This window comes from Burkholderia sp. AU30280, from assembly GCF_020420125.1.
Lineage (GTDB): Bacteria > Pseudomonadota > Gammaproteobacteria > Burkholderiales > Burkholderiaceae > Burkholderia.
The window spans coordinates 384245-399348 of the sequence record NZ_JAIZRY010000006.1 but is presented as its reverse complement, the minus strand read 5'-3'; the positions used below and the strand labels follow the sequence as shown (position 1 = coordinate 399348).

The window sequence follows — 15104 nt, the reverse complement described above, 5'->3', positions numbered from 1 at the left end:
GGAATGACGCAATGAGCATTTTGGGAATCGAGCAGATCACGTACGGCGTCGACGACCTCGCGACCTGCCGGCGCTTTTTCGCCGACTGGGGGATGAGGGAAGTCGCGCACGACGACACACGCGCGCGCTTCGAGACGCTGAACGGCTGCACCGTGCTGGCCGTGAAGGCCGACGATCCGGCGCTGCCGCCCGCGTTCGAAGCGGGCCCGACGCTGCGTGAAGTCACGTGGGGCGTCGCGACGCGGCAGGATCTCGACGCGCTGCGCACGAAGCTCGCCGGCCAGCCCGGGTATTACGCGCAGGATGACGCGATCGGCTGCATCGACCCGAACGGGATGGCGATCCGCGTCGAAGTCACGCGCAAGCGCGAACTCGACATCACGGGCTCGCCGTCGAACGTGTGGGGCCGGACGCTGCGCGTCGACCAGCCGAGCCCGATCTACCCGCGCGCGGAGCCGGTCGAGGTCGGGCATGTCGTGTTCTTCACGAACTGCCTCGATGCGCAGGAAAAGTTCTATCACGAGCTGCTGGGCTTCGAGACATCGGATCGTTACCCCGGCCGCGGCGCGTTCATGCGCTGCGCGCCGCACGGCGGCCACCACGACCTGTTCCTGCTCGCACTGCCGAACGGCAAACGCGGCCTGAACCACGTCGCGTTCACCGTGCGCGACATCCACGAAGTGTTCGGCGGCGGCATGCACATCGACCGCTGCGGCTGGGAAACGCAACTCGGCCCGGGCCGTCACCCGGTGTCGTCCGCATACTTCTGGTACTTCCAGAACCCGGCCGGCGGCCTGATCGAATACTACGCGGACGAAGACGTGCTGACGCCCGAGTGGCAGCCGCGCGAATTCGAGCCGGGCCCGACCGTGTTCGCCGAATGGGCCGTCGACGGCGGCCTCGACGGCCATACGCGCCGGCAGAAGAGCGCGAAGGCGCCGGAAGGCAAGTTCATGACGGAGCGCAAATCATGAGCGAAGGGAACTCGCGGGAGCAGGCCGCACCCGGCACGGTCGTCGTGATCGGCGGCGGCCAGGCCGCCGGCTGGGTGCTGAAGACGCTGCGCGCGGAAGGCTTTGCCGGCCGTCTCGTGATGATCGCGGACGAACCGCATCTGCCGTACGAGCGCCCGCCGCTGTCGAAGGCCGTGCTGGCCGGCGACGCCGACATCGAAACCGTGCGGGTCGTGCGTCCCGACGAATTCGACGCGCTGAACGTCGAAGCATGGCAGCCGGAACGCGCGGCGTCGATCGACCGTGCGCGCCGCGTCGTGAAGACCGAAAGCGGGCGCGAGATCGAATACGACCGCCTCGTGATCGCGACCGGCGGTACGTCGCGGCGCCTGCCGGACGCACTCGTGAAGACGCCGGGCCTGCATTACCTGCGCACGCTCGACGAAGCGGCCGCGCTCGGCGAGAAGCTGCGCGCGAGCCGGCGTGTGCTCGTGATCGGCGGCGGCTGGATCGGCCTCGAAGTCGCGGCGACCGCGCGCAAGCTCGGCGTCGAAGCGGTGGTGGTCGAAGGTGCGCCGCGGCTGTGCGGCCGCTCGGTGCCGCAGATCGTGTCGGATTTCCTGCTCGACCTGCATCGTGCGAACGGCGTCGACGTCCGCCTCGACGCGGCGCTCGCATCGCTCGACGCGCAGCCGGGCGACGCGTCGAAGGTCCGCGCGACGCTCGCCGACGGTACGACGATCGACGCCGATTTCGCGGTGGCCGGCATCGGCCTCGCACTGAACGCGTCGCTCGCGAGCGATGCGGGGCTGGCCGTCGACGACGGTATCGTCGTCGACGAATTCGGCGCGACGAGCGACCCGGCGATCTTCGCGTGCGGCGACGTCGCGAACCATCACAACGGCTGGCTGAAGCGGCGCGTGCGGCTCGAATCGTGGGCCAACGCGCAGAACCAGGCGATCGCGGCTGCGAAGGCCGTGCTCGGCGTGCGTGCGCCGTACGCGGAGATTCCGTGGTTCTGGTCCGATCAGTACGACGTGAACCTGCAGATCCTCGGCGATCTGCCGGCCGATGCGCAGCTCGTCGTGCGCGGCGAGCTTGCCGCGCGCCGCGCAACGCTGTTTTTCGTGGGCGAAGGACATGTGAGAGGTGTCGTCGCCATCAACAACGCACGTGAGCTGAAGCTCGCGCGCAAGTGGATGAACCAGGGCCGGGCAGTGGATACGGAAGCGCTGGCAGACACGAGCAAGACTCTGGCCTGACCGGGCGACGAGACACAGGAGACATCCCGCATGAGCACTTTCGACAACGTCGTGGCCGGTCGCGCCACGATGGAAGCTGCCGCCTCCACGCCCGGCGCGATCATCGCGCGGCTCGAGCGGCTTCCCGCCAACGCGATGCAGATCCGCGCGCGCGTGCTGATCGGCGCCGCGACGTTCTTCGACGGCTTCGACGTGATCACGATCGCGGCGACGCTGCCGCTGCTGATTCACAAATGGGGGCTGTCGCCGACGCAGATCGGCATGCTGATCGCATCCGGCGCGATCGGCCAGCTGATCGGCGCCTTCCTGTTTCCCGCGCTGGCGGAGAAGCACGGCCGCGTGAAGGCGATCGCGTGGAGCTCGGCCGTGATCGGCGTCACGAGCATCGCGTGCGGCTTCGCGCCGACGTTCGAGATCTTCGTGTTGCTGCGGATTTTGCAGGGCCTGGGTCTGGGCGGCGAGTTGCCGGTCGCGGCGACGTACATCAACGAGATCACGCGCGCGCATGGCCGCGGCCGTTTCGTGCTGCTGTACGAGATCGTATTCCCGATCGGCCTGCTCGTATCGATGGCGCTCGGTGCGTGGCTCGTGCCGCGCTTCGGCTGGGAAATCATGTACTTCGTCGGCGGCCTGCCGCTGATCCTGTCGCTCGTGCTCACGCGCCTCGTGCCGGAATCGCCGCGCTGGCTCGCGTCGCGCGGGCGGCTCCCGGAAGCCGGGCGAGCGGTCGGCGCGTTCGAAGCGTCGGTGCGCGGCGAGCTGCCGCCGGTCACGCAGGCGGCAGCGTTCGACGAGATGGTGCGCCAGCATCCGAAGCGCAAGATGAGCGACCTGTTCAGCGCCGCGTATCGCAAGCGCACGCTCGCGGTGGCGACGTTGTGGGCGACCTGCGGGTTCATCCAGTACGGGCTGTCGACATGGCTGCCGACGATCTACAAGAACTTCTATCACGCACCGCTGCAGCTCGCGCTGAACCTCGCGGTGATCGGCTCGGTGATGGGCGTGCTCGGGTCGCTGGCGTCGGCGCTGCTGGTCGACAAGCTCGGCCGCAAGCCGGTGATCGTGTGGTCGTTCGTGCTGTGCGCACTGTCGCTGGCGTTCGCGGGCTTCTATCACGCGTCGTCGGTGTATGTCGTGTCGATCTTCTGCTCGCTGTCGCTCGGGTTGATGGCGTCGGGATTCATTACCGCGTACGTCTATACGCCGGAGCAGTATCCGACGAGCATCCGCGCGTCGGGCTGCGGGCTCGGCAGCGCATGGCTGAAGATCGCGTCGTTCGTCGCGCCGATGGTGGTGCCGCACGCGATCGTCGGCGGCAACCTCGCGCCGGCGTTCTACCTGATCGGCGTCGTGCCGCTGATCGCAGCCGTGACCGTGCACTTCGTCGGGATCGAGACGAAGGGGAAGGTGCTCGAGGCGCTTGAAGCGTAAGCGCGGCCGGCGGGAATGGATGACGTGAAGAGGCCCGGGCGATGTCCGGGCCTTTTTGTTTGACGGCGATCCGGGGTGCCGCAGCGGGGGCAGGTCGTGCGAATGAACGAAATGGCTGACATGCGGCCGGCGTGTTCTAATTTGCGATCCCGTTTTTCGACCGACCGCCGCCATGCCCCTGTTCGAACCCGTCACGCTGGATACCGCCCGCCTCGTCCTGCGGCCGCTACGCGAAGCCGACGCGCACGCCTTGTTCGAAATCTGGTCGGATGCGGAAGCGATGCGCTATTTCTCGTTCTCGCCGATGACGCACGTCGAACAGGCCATCGAGCGCGTCGCGCGCAACGTGAAGGCGTCAGCGAGCGGGCAGGACCTGATCTGCGTGCTCGAACTGCGGGAAACCGGCGAAGCGCTCGGCGAATGCGTGCTGTTCCATGCGAACGAGCCATGCCGGCGCGCCGAGATCGGCTTCAGCCTGAAGCGCAAGTACTGGAGCGGCGGCTACATGCGCGAAGCGGCATCGGCCGTGATCGATCATGCGTTCGGCACGCTGCGGCTGAACCGGCTCGAAGCCGATATCGATCCGCGCAACGTCGCGTCGGCGCGGCTGCTAGAACGGCTCGGCTTCGCTCGGGAAGGGGTGTTGCGCGAACGCTGGATCGTCGGCGACGAAGTGTCGGACAGCGCGCTGTACGGGTTGCTGGCGAGCGACCGGCGCGTGTGATGCGGGCGGGCCTGCATTCGATTCGAATGCAGGGTGAACTTCACGTGCCGTATCGGCAAGCGGATACCGCGCGATCGGCGTCGCTCACAGTCTCGCGAGCCAGCCCTCGACGGCTTCTTTCCCGCGCAACATCGTGACCCACTGATCGGGCAATGGCTGCTCGCCGTACAGCACGCCGGCGAGGCTGCCGGCGATTGCCGCCGTCGTATCCGTATCGTTGCCGAGCGCGATCGCACGCTTCACGCAGTCTTCGTAGCTGGCCGTCGACAGCAGGCAATGGATGGCCGACCAGAAGCTGTCGACCACGTAACCGGATCCTTGCGGCGCATCGAAGCGGCCGTCGAGCACGATCTTCAGTTCGATCTCGTCGGCCGTGCCTTCATGGCGCGCCAGCAGTTCGTCTTCGGCCGCGCGCACGGCGTCGGGCGCTGGCTGGCCTGCGACGATCCCCATTGCGGTCAGGCAATAGAGCGCGCAGCAAAGCTGCGAGCGCACGTGGCCGTGCGTGACGACGCTCTGCTTGCGCGCGAGCCGGATCGCTTCGTCGCGCGACGCGGCGACCATGACCACCGGAAAGCAGCGCATCAGCGAGCCGTTGCCGTTGTCGCGCTCGTCGCTGGGCCCGGCCGCCGCAGGAGCCGCACCGGCTGCCAGCGCGCGGAAGGCACGCTGCGTCTGCAGGCCGACGTCGAACACGCGACCGTCCGGCGTGAACGCGCCGCGGTGAAACCAGTTCAGCAGGTTGTCGGCGAACGTGTCGAGATTCAGGTCGCGGTCCTGCAACAGCGCATCGAGCAGCGCGAGCGCCTGCGCGCCGTCGTCGCTCCAGGTGCCGGGCGGCACGCCGTCATGCGCGCGGGCGAAGCCCGGCGGCGGCGTCATGCCGATCGCGGCGGGAGGCGGGATCGATGCGGCGTCGTGGAATTCGTAGGGCACGCCCAGCGCGTCGCCGATCAGCAGGCCAAGCAGGCCGCCGCGCAGGCGGGATTGTCGGTTCGGAAGGGCGGTCATTCGAAGGGGGCTCGCGTTGCAGAATACCGTGCAGACTAGATCAATTGCATCGGTGTGCCTAGCCGGTGCGGCGCTGCCGGTGCGAAACAAGCCGTCGCGGCAGGCGTGCCGGATGCGCCGTGCGCGAGCGAGCGTTTTACCGTGTGACGCTCGCACGTTGCCGGAATGTGGGCGCGGGTTTCTCGAGAGCAGGTGGCTTGCCGGATTCCGCGCCCGAACGTACCCTTGGTCGAATCCATGGTCCGCCAACAGGATATCGTCCATGCAAGCCCATCCTCTGCGTCTGTCCCCTGGCGACGATCTGCGCGCATCCATCGAGGAAGCATTGCGTCAGCACGACGCGCACGCCGCATTCGTGATCCAGGGCATCGGCAGCCTGAGCGTCGCGCAGTTGCGCTTTGCTGGCGCCGACCTGCCGACCGAACTGCGCGGCGATCTCGAAATCCTGACGCTGGCCGGCTCGGTCTCGCCGGACGGGGCGCACCTGCACATGTCCGTTTCCGATGCGGGCGGCCGCGTGACGGGCGGCCATGTGGCGAGCGGTTGCGTGGTGCGCACGACCGCCGAGATCCTGCTCGCGCTGCTTCCTGCTCATCGCTTCTCGCGCGAACCCGATGCGGGCACCGGTTTCAACGAGTTGGTGATCCGTCGCGAGCCGGGCGGCGAGGGCGCCTGAGCGTCGTGACGCAGCGATAGAAACGCCGGCCATCGCGGCTTTGCCGCCCTCTCCCAGTGGAGCTTGTTTCGGCGCCGCATAAAAAATGGCGCCGCAGGCATTCAGCCCGCGGCGCCATCGCGTGGTGTGCTGCGACGTCAACCACCCGCCGCAGCCCGCTGCGCGTGCTTACATCTGCACGGTATCGGCCACTTCCTTGAAGTCTTCGATCTGGTCGAAGTTCATGTACTTGTAGATCTTGTCGCCGTTCGCGTTGAGCACACCCATGTCGGCCATGTACTCTTCCCTGGTCGGGATCTTGCCCAGACGCGAGCAGATCGCCGCCAGTTCCGCCGAGCCGAGATACACGTTCGTGTTCTTGCCGAGACGGTTCGGGAAGTTGCGGGTCGACGTCGACATGACCGTTGCGCCTTCGCGTACCTGAGCCTGGTTACCCATGCACAGCGAGCAGCCCGGCATTTCGGTACGCGCACCAGCCGTGCCGAACACGCCGTAGTGGCCTTCTTCGGTCAGCTGCTTCTGGTCCATCTTGGTCGGCGGCGCGACCCACAGCTTGACCGGGATGTCGCGCTTGCCTTCGAGCAGCTTCGACGCGGCGCGGAAGTGACCGATGTTGGTCATGCACGAGCCGATGAACACTTCGTCGATCTTCGCGCCGGCGACGTCGGACAGCGTCTTCACGTCGTCCGGGTCGTTCGGGCAAGCGACGATCGGCTCGTGGATGTCGGCGAGGTCGATCTCGATGACGGCCGCGTACTCGGCGTCGGCATCCGGCGACAGCAGTTGCGGGTCGGCCAGCCACTGCTCCATCGCCGCGATACGGCGCTGCAGGCTGCGCGGATCCTGGTAGCCCTGCGCGATCATCCACTTCAGCAGCGTGACGTTGCTGTTCAAGTATTCGATGATCGGTTCCTTGTTCAGGTGCACCGTGCAACCGGCGGCCGAACGCTCGGCCGACGCATCCGACAGCTCGAACGCTTGCTCGACCTTCAGGTCGGGCAGGCCCTCGATTTCGAGAATGCGGCCCGAGAAGATGTTCTTCTTGCCTTGCTTGGCGACCGTCAGCATGCCTTGCTTGATCGCGTACAGCGGGATCGCGTTGACGAGGTCGCGCAGCGTGACGCCCGGCTGCATCTTGCCCTTGAAGCGGACCAGCACCGATTCCGGCATGTCCAGCGGCATCGTGCCGGTGGCGGCCGCGAACGCGACCAGGCCCGAGCCTGCCGGGAAGCTGATGCCGATCGGGAAGCGCGTGTGCGAATCGCCGCCGGTGCCGACGGTGTCGGGCAGCAGCATGCGGTTTAGCCACGAGTGGATCACGCCGTCGCCCGGGCGCAGTGCGATGCCGCCACGCGTGCTGATGAAGTTCGGCAGCGTCTGGTGCGTCTTCACGTCGACCGGCTTCGGATACGCGGCGGTGTGGCAGAACGACTGCATCACGAGGTCGGCCGAGAAGCCGAGGCACGCGAGATCCTTCAGTTCGTCGCGGGTCATCGGGCCCGTGGTGTCCTGCGAGCCGACCGAGGTCATCTTCGGTTCGCAGTACGTGCCCGGGCGGACGCCCTGGCCTTCCGGCAGACCGCATGCACGGCCGACCATCTTCTGCGCGAGCGAGAAGCCCTTGCCGCTGTCGGCCGGCTGGTGCGGCAGGCGGAACAGCGTCGACGGCGCGAGGCCCAGCGCTTCACGCGCCTTCGCGGTCAGGCCGCGGCCGATGATCAGCGGAATGCGGCCGCCGGCACGCACTTCGTCGAACAGCACGTCGGACTTGACCTGGAATTCGGCGATCACCTTGCCGTCCTTCAGCGCCTTGCCTTCGTACGGGCGCAGTTCGACCACGTCGCCCATTTCCATCTGCGACACGTCGAGTTCGATCGGCAGCGCGCCGGCGTCTTCCATCGTGTTGTAGAAGATCGGGGCGATCTTGCCGCCGAGGCACACGCCGCCGAAGCGCTTGTTCGGGACGAACGGGATGTCTTCGCCCGTGAACCACAGCACCGAGTTGGTGGCCGACTTGCGCGAGGAGCCGGTGCCGACCACGTCGCCCACGTAGGCGACCAGATGACCCTTTTCCTTCAGCGATTCGATGAACTTGACCGGGCCGCGCTTGCCGTCTTCTTCCGGCGTGATGCCCGGGCGCGCGTTCTTCAGCATCGCCAGCGCGTGCATCGGGATGTCCGGGCGGGTGGTGGCGTCCGGGGCCGGCGACAGGTCGTCGGTGTTGGTTTCGCCCGTCACCTTGAAGACGGTGATGGTCAGGCTTTGCGGCACTTCCGGACGGCTCGTGAACCATTCGGCGTCGGCCCAGCTTTGCAGCACGGCCTTCGCGTGCACGTTGCCCTTGTCGGCGAGTTCCTTGACGTCATGGAACTGGTCGAACATCAGCAGGGTTTTCTTCAGTGCGTCGGCGGCCACGGCAGCGACGGCCTCATCGGACAGCAGCTCGATCAGCGGCTGGATGTTGTAGCCGCCCAGCATCGTGCCGAGCAGCTCGGTCGCGCGTTCGCGCGAGATCAGCGGGCAGGCGGTCTCGCCCTTGGCCACGGCGGCCAGGAAGCCGGCCTTCACGCGGGCGGCTTCGTCGACGCCGGCAGGCACGCGATGGGTGATCAGGTCGACCAGCGTCTGCTCTTCGCCGGCGGGCGGGTTGGTCAGCAATTCGACCAGTTCGGCGGTCTGCTGAGCCGTCAGCGGCAGGGGAGGAATACCGAGCGCGGCGCGGGCGGCCACGTGAGCACGAAAGTTTTCAAGCATGGGGAGACCTGCTGATATTGCGTTTGAGGGGAAGGCCTTGCCGGCACTCCGGGGCTGTTCCAGACACTGCTTTGCAGCGGGATTCTAATCTCAATGCGCTTTAACGTCAAATGTCTTATGTCTTATATAAGAGTTGAGTTTGGGGCGTGAGGAGACGTGGTGGCGCGGGGGAGTCGGTCGTTGCGGACGTGTAGCGCAGGCGCGGGTGGGCGTGCGTGCGGGCGAGGTATGGCGGGGGTACCCGGCTGCCGCCGGGAGGCGCAGAGGGCGGCGGGGTGATGGTGCGGGACGCTCGGCTGCGCTCCGGGATCGTCCGACGGCATCAGGCGCCTTCGTTGTCGGCTTTGGCTGCCGCCATGTGAACTGACGCGTATCGTTCGAGGCCGCGACCGGCGAGGTGTGCGGCCGGTAACGAAGCGCCGGGAGCCAGGTTGCCGGCGGCGCAACTATCTGCGCAAGCGCGCAAGAAACGTTACACGCGGGCCGCTTTCGCGCGCCTGTGCTCTATTTCACACGGATTTCAATCAGGTTTCAAAAAGCGGGGCGAGCACCGGCGCGCGCCAGTCGCCCCGTCCCGAACGACCGCGAGGCGCTTCCGCGAGCCATTAAATCCCGTCGATCGAGAACATGCGATCCAGAGAATCGATTTTCGCGGTGTTGTCGCTCGTCGCATCGTCGGTGGTTCATGCGGCCGCGACCGATCGCTACGGCAAGGGGTGCGTTGGGCTCGTCGGCCCGCATCCCGAAGCCGACGAAAGCGGGTATCGCCTGCACGGTCTCAAGCATCCGGACGGTGTTCTGCCCGACATCGCTTGCGACCTGATCAACGCGACGATGAAGCCATGCCGGCGAGTGCTATTTCCGTTTCGCGCGATACGCGTCGAGATTCTTCCGCGCCTGCGCGCGGATCGCCCGTTGCACGAAAGGTGTCCAGCCCAGCAGGGCGCCTTTCAGTCCCAGTGCCTGACGCGACCAGCGCCACAGGTCGAAGCTGTCGCGATGCTCGACGATGCGTCCGTCGCGAAACCGGAACCGCGCATCGATCCGGTTGACCACCATGCGGTTGGTCGCGGTGAACCGGTATTGGGCGATCCACTTGGCGCGCCCGGCCTGCTGATCCGCGTCGACGTCGCCGAACGTCAATGAAAAGTCCTGTGCACGCGCGACCAGCATGCGCCACATGTCGCGTGCGAGGTCGCCGCGCAGCTCGCCGAACGCAGGGTCGACGAACACGACGTCATCGGCATAGCAGGCGAGCATCCGGTCGATGTCGCGCTGCTGGAACGCCGTGTAGAAGCGCTGGATCAATTCGGTGTGCGGATGGCTCATCTCTGGATGGGTGGTCGTTGCAGATGAAGCAGGGTTTCGGTGCGCCGGCCGGATGCCGGGCAAGCCACTGTAGCGGAAATCGAACAGGCTGTCGCCGATCGCGGCGGCTGCGTGCGCCGCTTGCTCCCGGCTGTTCCGCCGGCCGGTCAATTGATGGACAATCCGGCGCTGGAGGCCGATCGCTCGTCGCCCTCCAGCGCGTGTCGACTGCCGGGAACCCACTCATGAAATACCGCCTTGAAGCCTCGTTGGCACGCATGTTTCTGCTCGTGCTGCTTGCGCACGCACCTCATGCCTTCGCGGCAGGACTCGACTGCGCGCGGGCATCCGGCGAGACGGAAAGAACCGTCTGTGCGTCGAACGACTTGCATCTGGACGACGGCAGGCTGTCGGCCTTTTACCGGAAACTGTCCGATGCATTGTCGCAGGGGCAGCGTGCCGTGTTGCGCACGGCGCAGCTCGGCTGGCTGAAGACCCGCGATCAATGCGGCAGCGATCACGGTTGCCTCGAACAGCGCTATCTGACGCGAATCGGCGATCTGCAATCGCAGCTCGCCACGGTGCTCGCGTATCGCCCCGACGCCGAAGACAAGGCCGCGCTCGACGACTTGCGCGCGCTCGTCGACCAGGCGCGCCGCACGGATTCAAGCTCGCCGGTCGAGAAAGCGATCGACCGGTTGCGGATCACGAACGGTGTGACGCGCTTTTCGAGCGACTCGAGCGACGGGCAGGGACCGGGTTTGCCGGCGGTGCGCCCCGGCGGCGTGACGGCCGACGAGTGGAGGGCGTTGAAGGCGTCGCCGGGCGGTGCGGACGACACCGCGACGGGGGCGACCTACACGCTGATCGATCTCGACGGCGACGGGCAGCGCGATCTGGTCGTCGAATCGGCATCGAACGGAACCGGGTTGTGGTCGTCGGTCGATGTCTTGCGCCGCAAGGGCAGCAAGTTCGAGGTGTCCGGCGAGTCGAACGAGGCGCTCGACCGCAGCCTGTACACGACGAATGGCCGCGGCGCGAATCAGGCCGGTGAATGGATTCGTCTGCGCGGGCGCGTCTATGCGTTGTATCGCGACAGTCACTACGGCACGGACGAGTTTTACCTGCTGCGGCCGTTTACCGTCATCGGCGAGGTGCCGAAACTGACGGTGCATTATCGTTACCGCCTGTCGGTGCCGATCGAGCAGCACGATGCCAGCCAGACCGGTTCGACGAGGCTCGACGGCAAGCTGCATGCGGCGCTCGAAAAGGCGCTGCGCGATGTGAGCGACAGCACCGCGCGCGATGCGGGCTCCGACACGCCGCTGTGTCCGATTCCGCCGTCGGTGCAGGGCGACGATCGCAGCGAATACTCGAGTTACGGGCCCGGCCACTATGCATACGAGATCGTCGGCGACATGGCGGTTCACGTCGGCGACACGTGCTACATCGGCCGGTTGATCGACTGGTTTGGCGATTACCGGAAAGACGGCCTGGTCGCGCAGCTGTCGATGCGTCTTCCCCGCGACGAGTCGGACCGCGAGCAGACGTTCAGCGTGAACGGCATCCGGACCGTGACATCCGTCGCGACATCGATCGAGAAAATGACCGTGAACAGCGGGAATTGATGCGGGTGCGCGCGGCTCCGGTTCAGCCGTCGCGACCCGGTTGCGACCGGCGCGTCAACGGACACCCGTCAGCGGTTCGCCAGCGCGACATCCTGGTTGCCGCGCCCTGTCACCAGGCAGCCCGACATGAAGGCCTCGCCCTGGCTGCTGGCAGCGGCTTCGCCGAAACCGCGGCCGAGTGCGTCGCCCTTCACTTGCGCGGCGCCCTGTTCGCAGGCGAGCGGGCTGGTATCGCGGCCCTGCGCATGCAGGATCGCGCGATCGCCGATGAGATAGGCCAGCAGTGCGAAAACAGCGATATGTACGGCTCGTCTCATGGTTCGTCTCCTCGTTGCCCAAGCGTAACGCGGACCCGTATGACGAAGCACTTGGGGGTTCCCCCGGTAAACGTCTGCTGAAATGGGGTGCCGGGTGATCCTGTCCCGTTTCTCGTGGATTGCGGGAGGCAGGCGCGGCGTCAGTGCGCCGGGCAGGCGAAACCAGGCGGACGGCGACGCATTCGCGCGACGGTTTTCTGCGCGACAGGCGCGCGATTCACGGGAGTTTGACGAATGTCAGGGTACGGACGGCAGGGGGCGCTCGCGCAGCCGTTCAAGGCGATAGCATGAACGCATGATTTGACGGGGCGCGATCGCGGAGAAATGCATCGGTTCCGGCAAGCACGGTGTGTGCTGAATATCGCTGTCAAATTAGTGAGGAATCCAAATGCTTAACGTCTCTTCCGTCCTGATCAGCCTCGCCCCGATGTGGGCCATCCTGCTCGTTGCGTCTTCGGCAGCCGCCTATTTCGTGTTCTGGCGCAAGGCCATCAAGTAAGCGCGCGTCAACGCCGGCGCCCGTGCGGGCGGCAACGCGCACACGCGCACCGTGCGTTGCAAACCCGGGGCCCGTCAGCGAACGCGCCCTCGACGCGCCGCCGCGCGCCATCCCCGTCATTGCACGGCCGTGACCGGCACATTCGAAATCCGCACCAGCCGGCTCATCACGCTGCGGCGGAACACCGACATCAGCGCATGCAGCGGATCGTGCCTGGGTGCGACGACCACGATCTCGTCACATCCCGTTTCTGCCGCGACGGACGCGATCGTATCGGCGACCGGGCCCACCTTCATCACGACGCTGTACTTGACGCCGGCTTCCTGCAGGATCCGTTCCGCCATGGCCAGGTCGTCGGACGCGAACCTCTCCTCGATCGAACGCAGCCGCGACAGCGGATGGTAGGCCTCGAGCCGCGTCGATTCGAGCGGCGCCTGAACGTTGATCAGCACGATCTCCGATGCGCACCGTTCGCGATACAGGAAGGTCGCATGGCGAACCGCCTGAAGCGAGCGGGGAGAGTGGCCGACCGGAACCAGCAGCTTGAGCATGAACGTTGTCCAAGGAAACGAGATGATTCCAGCGTAGCGCGCCGCTGGGCCGAACGATCTAAAGAGAACGGGCGACCGCGTAAAAATGTCGTTAACGCGTGCCGCCTCGTCCCGCACCTAATAGAAATATAAGAAATTTAAGTTTATGCGCATAAACGATTTCACCAGCCGGGGCGGCGCGCGCGAAGCGTGGCCCGCCGCCCCGATTCAGTCGGAACCGCAATGAATCGCGGCAGAAAATATCGGGGGTCGCCGATCCGGCGTCGCGTAGAGTAGTGCATCGGCCGCGGCGCGGCCGCTCCCGGCCGCTCCCGGCCGATTCGGGAGCGACCGCCGCCATGCGGCCCGCCATTCCCTTCCGATTCCAGGAGACTTCGCATGCCGCACGGCGCCCCGCAGCTTCTCGCTCCCGCTTCCATCCCCGTCGACCCGATCGTGCGCCTGTCGGCGGGCGAGCTCGCGTCCGCGATCCGCGGCAAGGCCGTGTCGTGCGTCGAGACGATGCGCGCGTATCTCGATCACGTCGAGCGCGTGAACGGCGCGATCAACGCGATCGTCGCGCTGCGCGATCGCGACGCGCTGCTCGCCGAAGCCGCGGAAAAGGATGCCGCGCTGGCGCGCGGCGAGTACCACGGCTGGATGCACGGGATGCCGCAGGCGCCGAAGGATCTGGCGATGACGAAGGGGCTGCGGACGACCTACGGCTCGCCGATCTTCCGCGAGAACGTGCCGCAGGCCGATTCCGTGGGCGTCGCACGGATGCGCGCGGCCGGCGCGATCTTCATCGGCAAGACCAACACGCCCGAATTCGGGCTCGGCTCGCACACGTTCAACGAGGTTTACGGCGCGACGCGCAACCCGTACGACCTGACGAAGAGTGCGGGCGGCAGCAGCGGCGGCACGGCGGCGGCGCTTGCGTCGCGGATGCTGCCGGTGGCGGACGGCAGCGATTTCGGCGGCTCGCTGCGCAATCCGGCCGCGTTCTGCAACATCTACGGCTTCCGCCCGTCGCAGGGCCGCGTGCCGCGCTGGCCGGGCGTCGACGTGTTCGTGCAGCAGCTCGGCATCGAAGGGCCGATGGGCCGTACGGTCGGCGACGTCGGACAGCTGCTCGCGATCCAGGCCGGCTACGACCGCAACGATCCGCTGTCGCTCGCGGAAGATCCGGCCGTGTTCGCACAGCCGCTCGACGCCGACCTGCGCGGCAAGCGCATCGCGTGGGTCGGCGACTGGAACGGCTATCTCGCGACCGAGGCCGGCGTGCTCGCGCTGTGCGAGCGGGGGCTGGCGACGCTGCGCGAGATCGGCTGCGACGTCGATGCCGCGCTGCCGGCGTTCGCGCCCGACCGGATCTGGCGCCTGTGGCTCACGCACCGGCACCTGCTGTCCGGCGGCGGGCTGCTTGCGCACTATCGCGATCCGGCGCGGCGCGCGCTGCTCAAGCCCGAGGCGATCTATGAAGTCGAAGGGCTGCTCGCGATGCAGGGCGCGGCCGTGTTCGACGCGAGCGTCGAGCGCACCGCGTGGCACCAGGCCGTGCTGAGCTTCTTCGACCGCTACGATTTCATCGCGGCGCCGACCGCGCAGGTGTTCCCGTTCGACGTCGAGCAGCGCTGGCCGAAGGAGATCGCGGGCCGCCCGATGGATACCTACCACCGCTGGATGGAAACGGTCGTGCCGTGGACGCTGGCCGGCTGCCCGGTGATCAGCGTGCCGGTCGGCTTCAACGACGCGGGGCTGCCGATGGGGATGCAGCTGATCGGCCGTCCGCGTGCCGATCTCGCCGTGTTGCAGCTCGCGCGCGGCTACGAGCAGGCGGCTGACTGGGTCGGCGGGCGGTTGCCGGCGTGGATGGCTGTGTAACGCGGAGTGGGTTGATAGCCGGACGCCGGAAGCCGGAAGCCGAAGCCGAAGCCGAAGCCGAAGCCGAAGCCGAAGCCGAAGCCGAAGCCGAAGCCGGTTGCGGATCGTGTATGGCAGATGGAGAAGC

The 15104-nt window shown here is 66.9% G+C and carries 12 protein-coding genes; 7 read left to right on the top strand and 5 right to left on the bottom strand.

Going from position 1 to position 15104, the window contains the following annotated elements; translation table 11 throughout:
* Window positions 1-11 precede the first annotated feature (11 nt).
* The 4 genes from LGN17_RS16875 (at window position 12) to LGN17_RS16860 (ending at window position 4370) form a co-directional block, all read left to right on the top strand.
* The gene (locus LGN17_RS16875; protein WP_226197805.1) at window positions 12-974 is read left to right on the top strand and encodes a VOC family protein; all 963 of its coding nucleotides are present in this window, start codon (window positions 12-14) and stop codon (window positions 972-974) included.
* The gene (locus LGN17_RS16870; protein ID WP_226197804.1) at window positions 971-2215 is read left to right on the top strand and encodes an NAD(P)/FAD-dependent oxidoreductase; all 1245 of its coding nucleotides are present in this window, start codon (window positions 971-973) and stop codon (window positions 2213-2215) included. Before LGN17_RS16875 ends, LGN17_RS16870 begins: the two co-directional genes overlap by 4 nt.
* Before the next feature lie 30 nt (window positions 2216-2245).
* Window positions 2246-3646, top strand: coding sequence for an MFS transporter (locus LGN17_RS16865; protein ID WP_226197803.1), 1401 nt, complete (start codon window positions 2246-2248; stop codon window positions 3644-3646).
* Window positions 3647-3818: 172 nt separating this feature from the next.
* Window positions 3819-4370: a GNAT family N-acetyltransferase gene (locus LGN17_RS16860; protein ID WP_226197802.1), complete on the top strand. Its 552-nt coding sequence runs from the start codon at window positions 3819-3821 to the stop codon at window positions 4368-4370.
* An 84-nt stretch (window positions 4371-4454) separates the two neighbouring features.
* Here LGN17_RS16860 and LGN17_RS16855 read toward each other — a convergent pair whose 3' ends face one another.
* The gene (locus tag LGN17_RS16855; protein WP_226197801.1) at window positions 4455-5381 is read right to left on the bottom strand and encodes an ADP-ribosylglycohydrolase family protein; all 927 of its coding nucleotides are present in this window, start codon (window positions 5379-5381) and stop codon (window positions 4455-4457) included.
* A 262-nt stretch (window positions 5382-5643) separates the two neighbouring features.
* Between LGN17_RS16855 and LGN17_RS16850 the strand changes: the two genes are divergently transcribed.
* Window positions 5644-6057, top strand: coding sequence for a PPC domain-containing DNA-binding protein (locus LGN17_RS16850; RefSeq protein WP_226197800.1), 414 nt, complete (start codon window positions 5644-5646; stop codon window positions 6055-6057).
* 168 nt (window positions 6058-6225) lie between these two features.
* Here the strand turns inward: LGN17_RS16850 and acnB are convergent, their stop codons facing one another.
* Together acnB and LGN17_RS16840 are read right to left on the bottom strand one after the other, a co-directional pair.
* Window positions 6226-8811, bottom strand: coding sequence for a bifunctional aconitate hydratase 2/2-methylisocitrate dehydratase (acnB, locus tag LGN17_RS16845; protein ID WP_226197799.1), 2586 nt, complete (start codon window positions 8809-8811; stop codon window positions 6226-6228).
* Window positions 8812-9666: 855 nt separating this feature from the next.
* Window positions 9667-10140 (bottom strand): nuclear transport factor 2 family protein, encoded by a 474-nt coding sequence (locus LGN17_RS16840; RefSeq protein ID WP_226197798.1) that lies wholly within the window; start codon window positions 10138-10140, stop codon window positions 9667-9669.
* 224 nt (window positions 10141-10364) lie between these two features.
* Here LGN17_RS16840 and LGN17_RS16835 point away from each other — a divergent pair, with 224 nt between their 5' ends.
* Window positions 10365-11747, top strand: a complete 1383-nt coding sequence (locus LGN17_RS16835) for a lysozyme inhibitor LprI family protein (RefSeq protein ID WP_226197797.1) — start codon at window positions 10365-10367, stop codon at window positions 11745-11747.
* Between the two features lie 68 nt (window positions 11748-11815).
* Here the strand turns inward: LGN17_RS16835 and LGN17_RS16830 are convergent, their stop codons facing one another.
* Window positions 11816-12064, bottom strand: coding sequence for an adhesin (locus LGN17_RS16830; RefSeq protein ID WP_226197796.1), 249 nt, complete (start codon window positions 12062-12064; stop codon window positions 11816-11818).
* A gap of 615 nt (window positions 12065-12679) precedes the next feature.
* The gene (locus tag LGN17_RS16825; protein WP_226197795.1) at window positions 12680-13114 is read right to left on the bottom strand and encodes a universal stress protein; all 435 of its coding nucleotides are present in this window, start codon (window positions 13112-13114) and stop codon (window positions 12680-12682) included.
* A gap of 378 nt (window positions 13115-13492) precedes the next feature.
* Between LGN17_RS16825 and LGN17_RS16820 the strand changes: the two genes are divergently transcribed.
* Window positions 13493-14977 (top strand): amidase, encoded by a 1485-nt coding sequence (locus LGN17_RS16820; protein ID WP_226197794.1) that lies wholly within the window; start codon window positions 13493-13495, stop codon window positions 14975-14977.
* The last annotated feature ends 127 nt before the right edge of the window (window positions 14978-15104 follow it).

Coding starts and splice junctions, on each gene's coding strand:
- LGN17_RS16875 (WP_226197805.1), top strand. CDS start 12: ATGAGCATTTTGGGAATCGAGCAGATCACGTACGGCGTCGACGACCTC.
- LGN17_RS16870 (WP_226197804.1), top strand. CDS start 971: ATGAGCGAAGGGAACTCGCGGGAGCAGGCCGCACCCGGCACGGTCGTC.
- LGN17_RS16865 (WP_226197803.1), top strand. CDS start 2,246: ATGAGCACTTTCGACAACGTCGTGGCCGGTCGCGCCACGATGGAAGCT.
- LGN17_RS16860 (WP_226197802.1), top strand. CDS start 3,819: ATGCCCCTGTTCGAACCCGTCACGCTGGATACCGCCCGCCTCGTCCTG.
- LGN17_RS16855 (WP_226197801.1), bottom strand. CDS start 5,381: ATGACCGCCCTTCCGAACCGACAATCCCGCCTGCGCGGCGGCCTGCTT.
- LGN17_RS16850 (WP_226197800.1), top strand. CDS start 5,644: ATGCAAGCCCATCCTCTGCGTCTGTCCCCTGGCGACGATCTGCGCGCA.
- acnB (WP_226197799.1), bottom strand. CDS start 8,811: ATGCTTGAAAACTTTCGTGCTCACGTGGCCGCCCGCGCCGCGCTCGGT.
- LGN17_RS16840 (WP_226197798.1), bottom strand. CDS start 10,140: ATGAGCCATCCGCACACCGAATTGATCCAGCGCTTCTACACGGCGTTC.
- LGN17_RS16835 (WP_226197797.1), top strand. CDS start 10,365: ATGAAATACCGCCTTGAAGCCTCGTTGGCACGCATGTTTCTGCTCGTG.
- LGN17_RS16830 (WP_226197796.1), bottom strand. CDS start 12,064: ATGAGACGAGCCGTACATATCGCTGTTTTCGCACTGCTGGCCTATCTC.
- LGN17_RS16825 (WP_226197795.1), bottom strand. CDS start 13,114: ATGCTCAAGCTGCTGGTTCCGGTCGGCCACTCTCCCCGCTCGCTTCAG.
- LGN17_RS16820 (WP_226197794.1), top strand. CDS start 13,493: ATGCCGCACGGCGCCCCGCAGCTTCTCGCTCCCGCTTCCATCCCCGTC.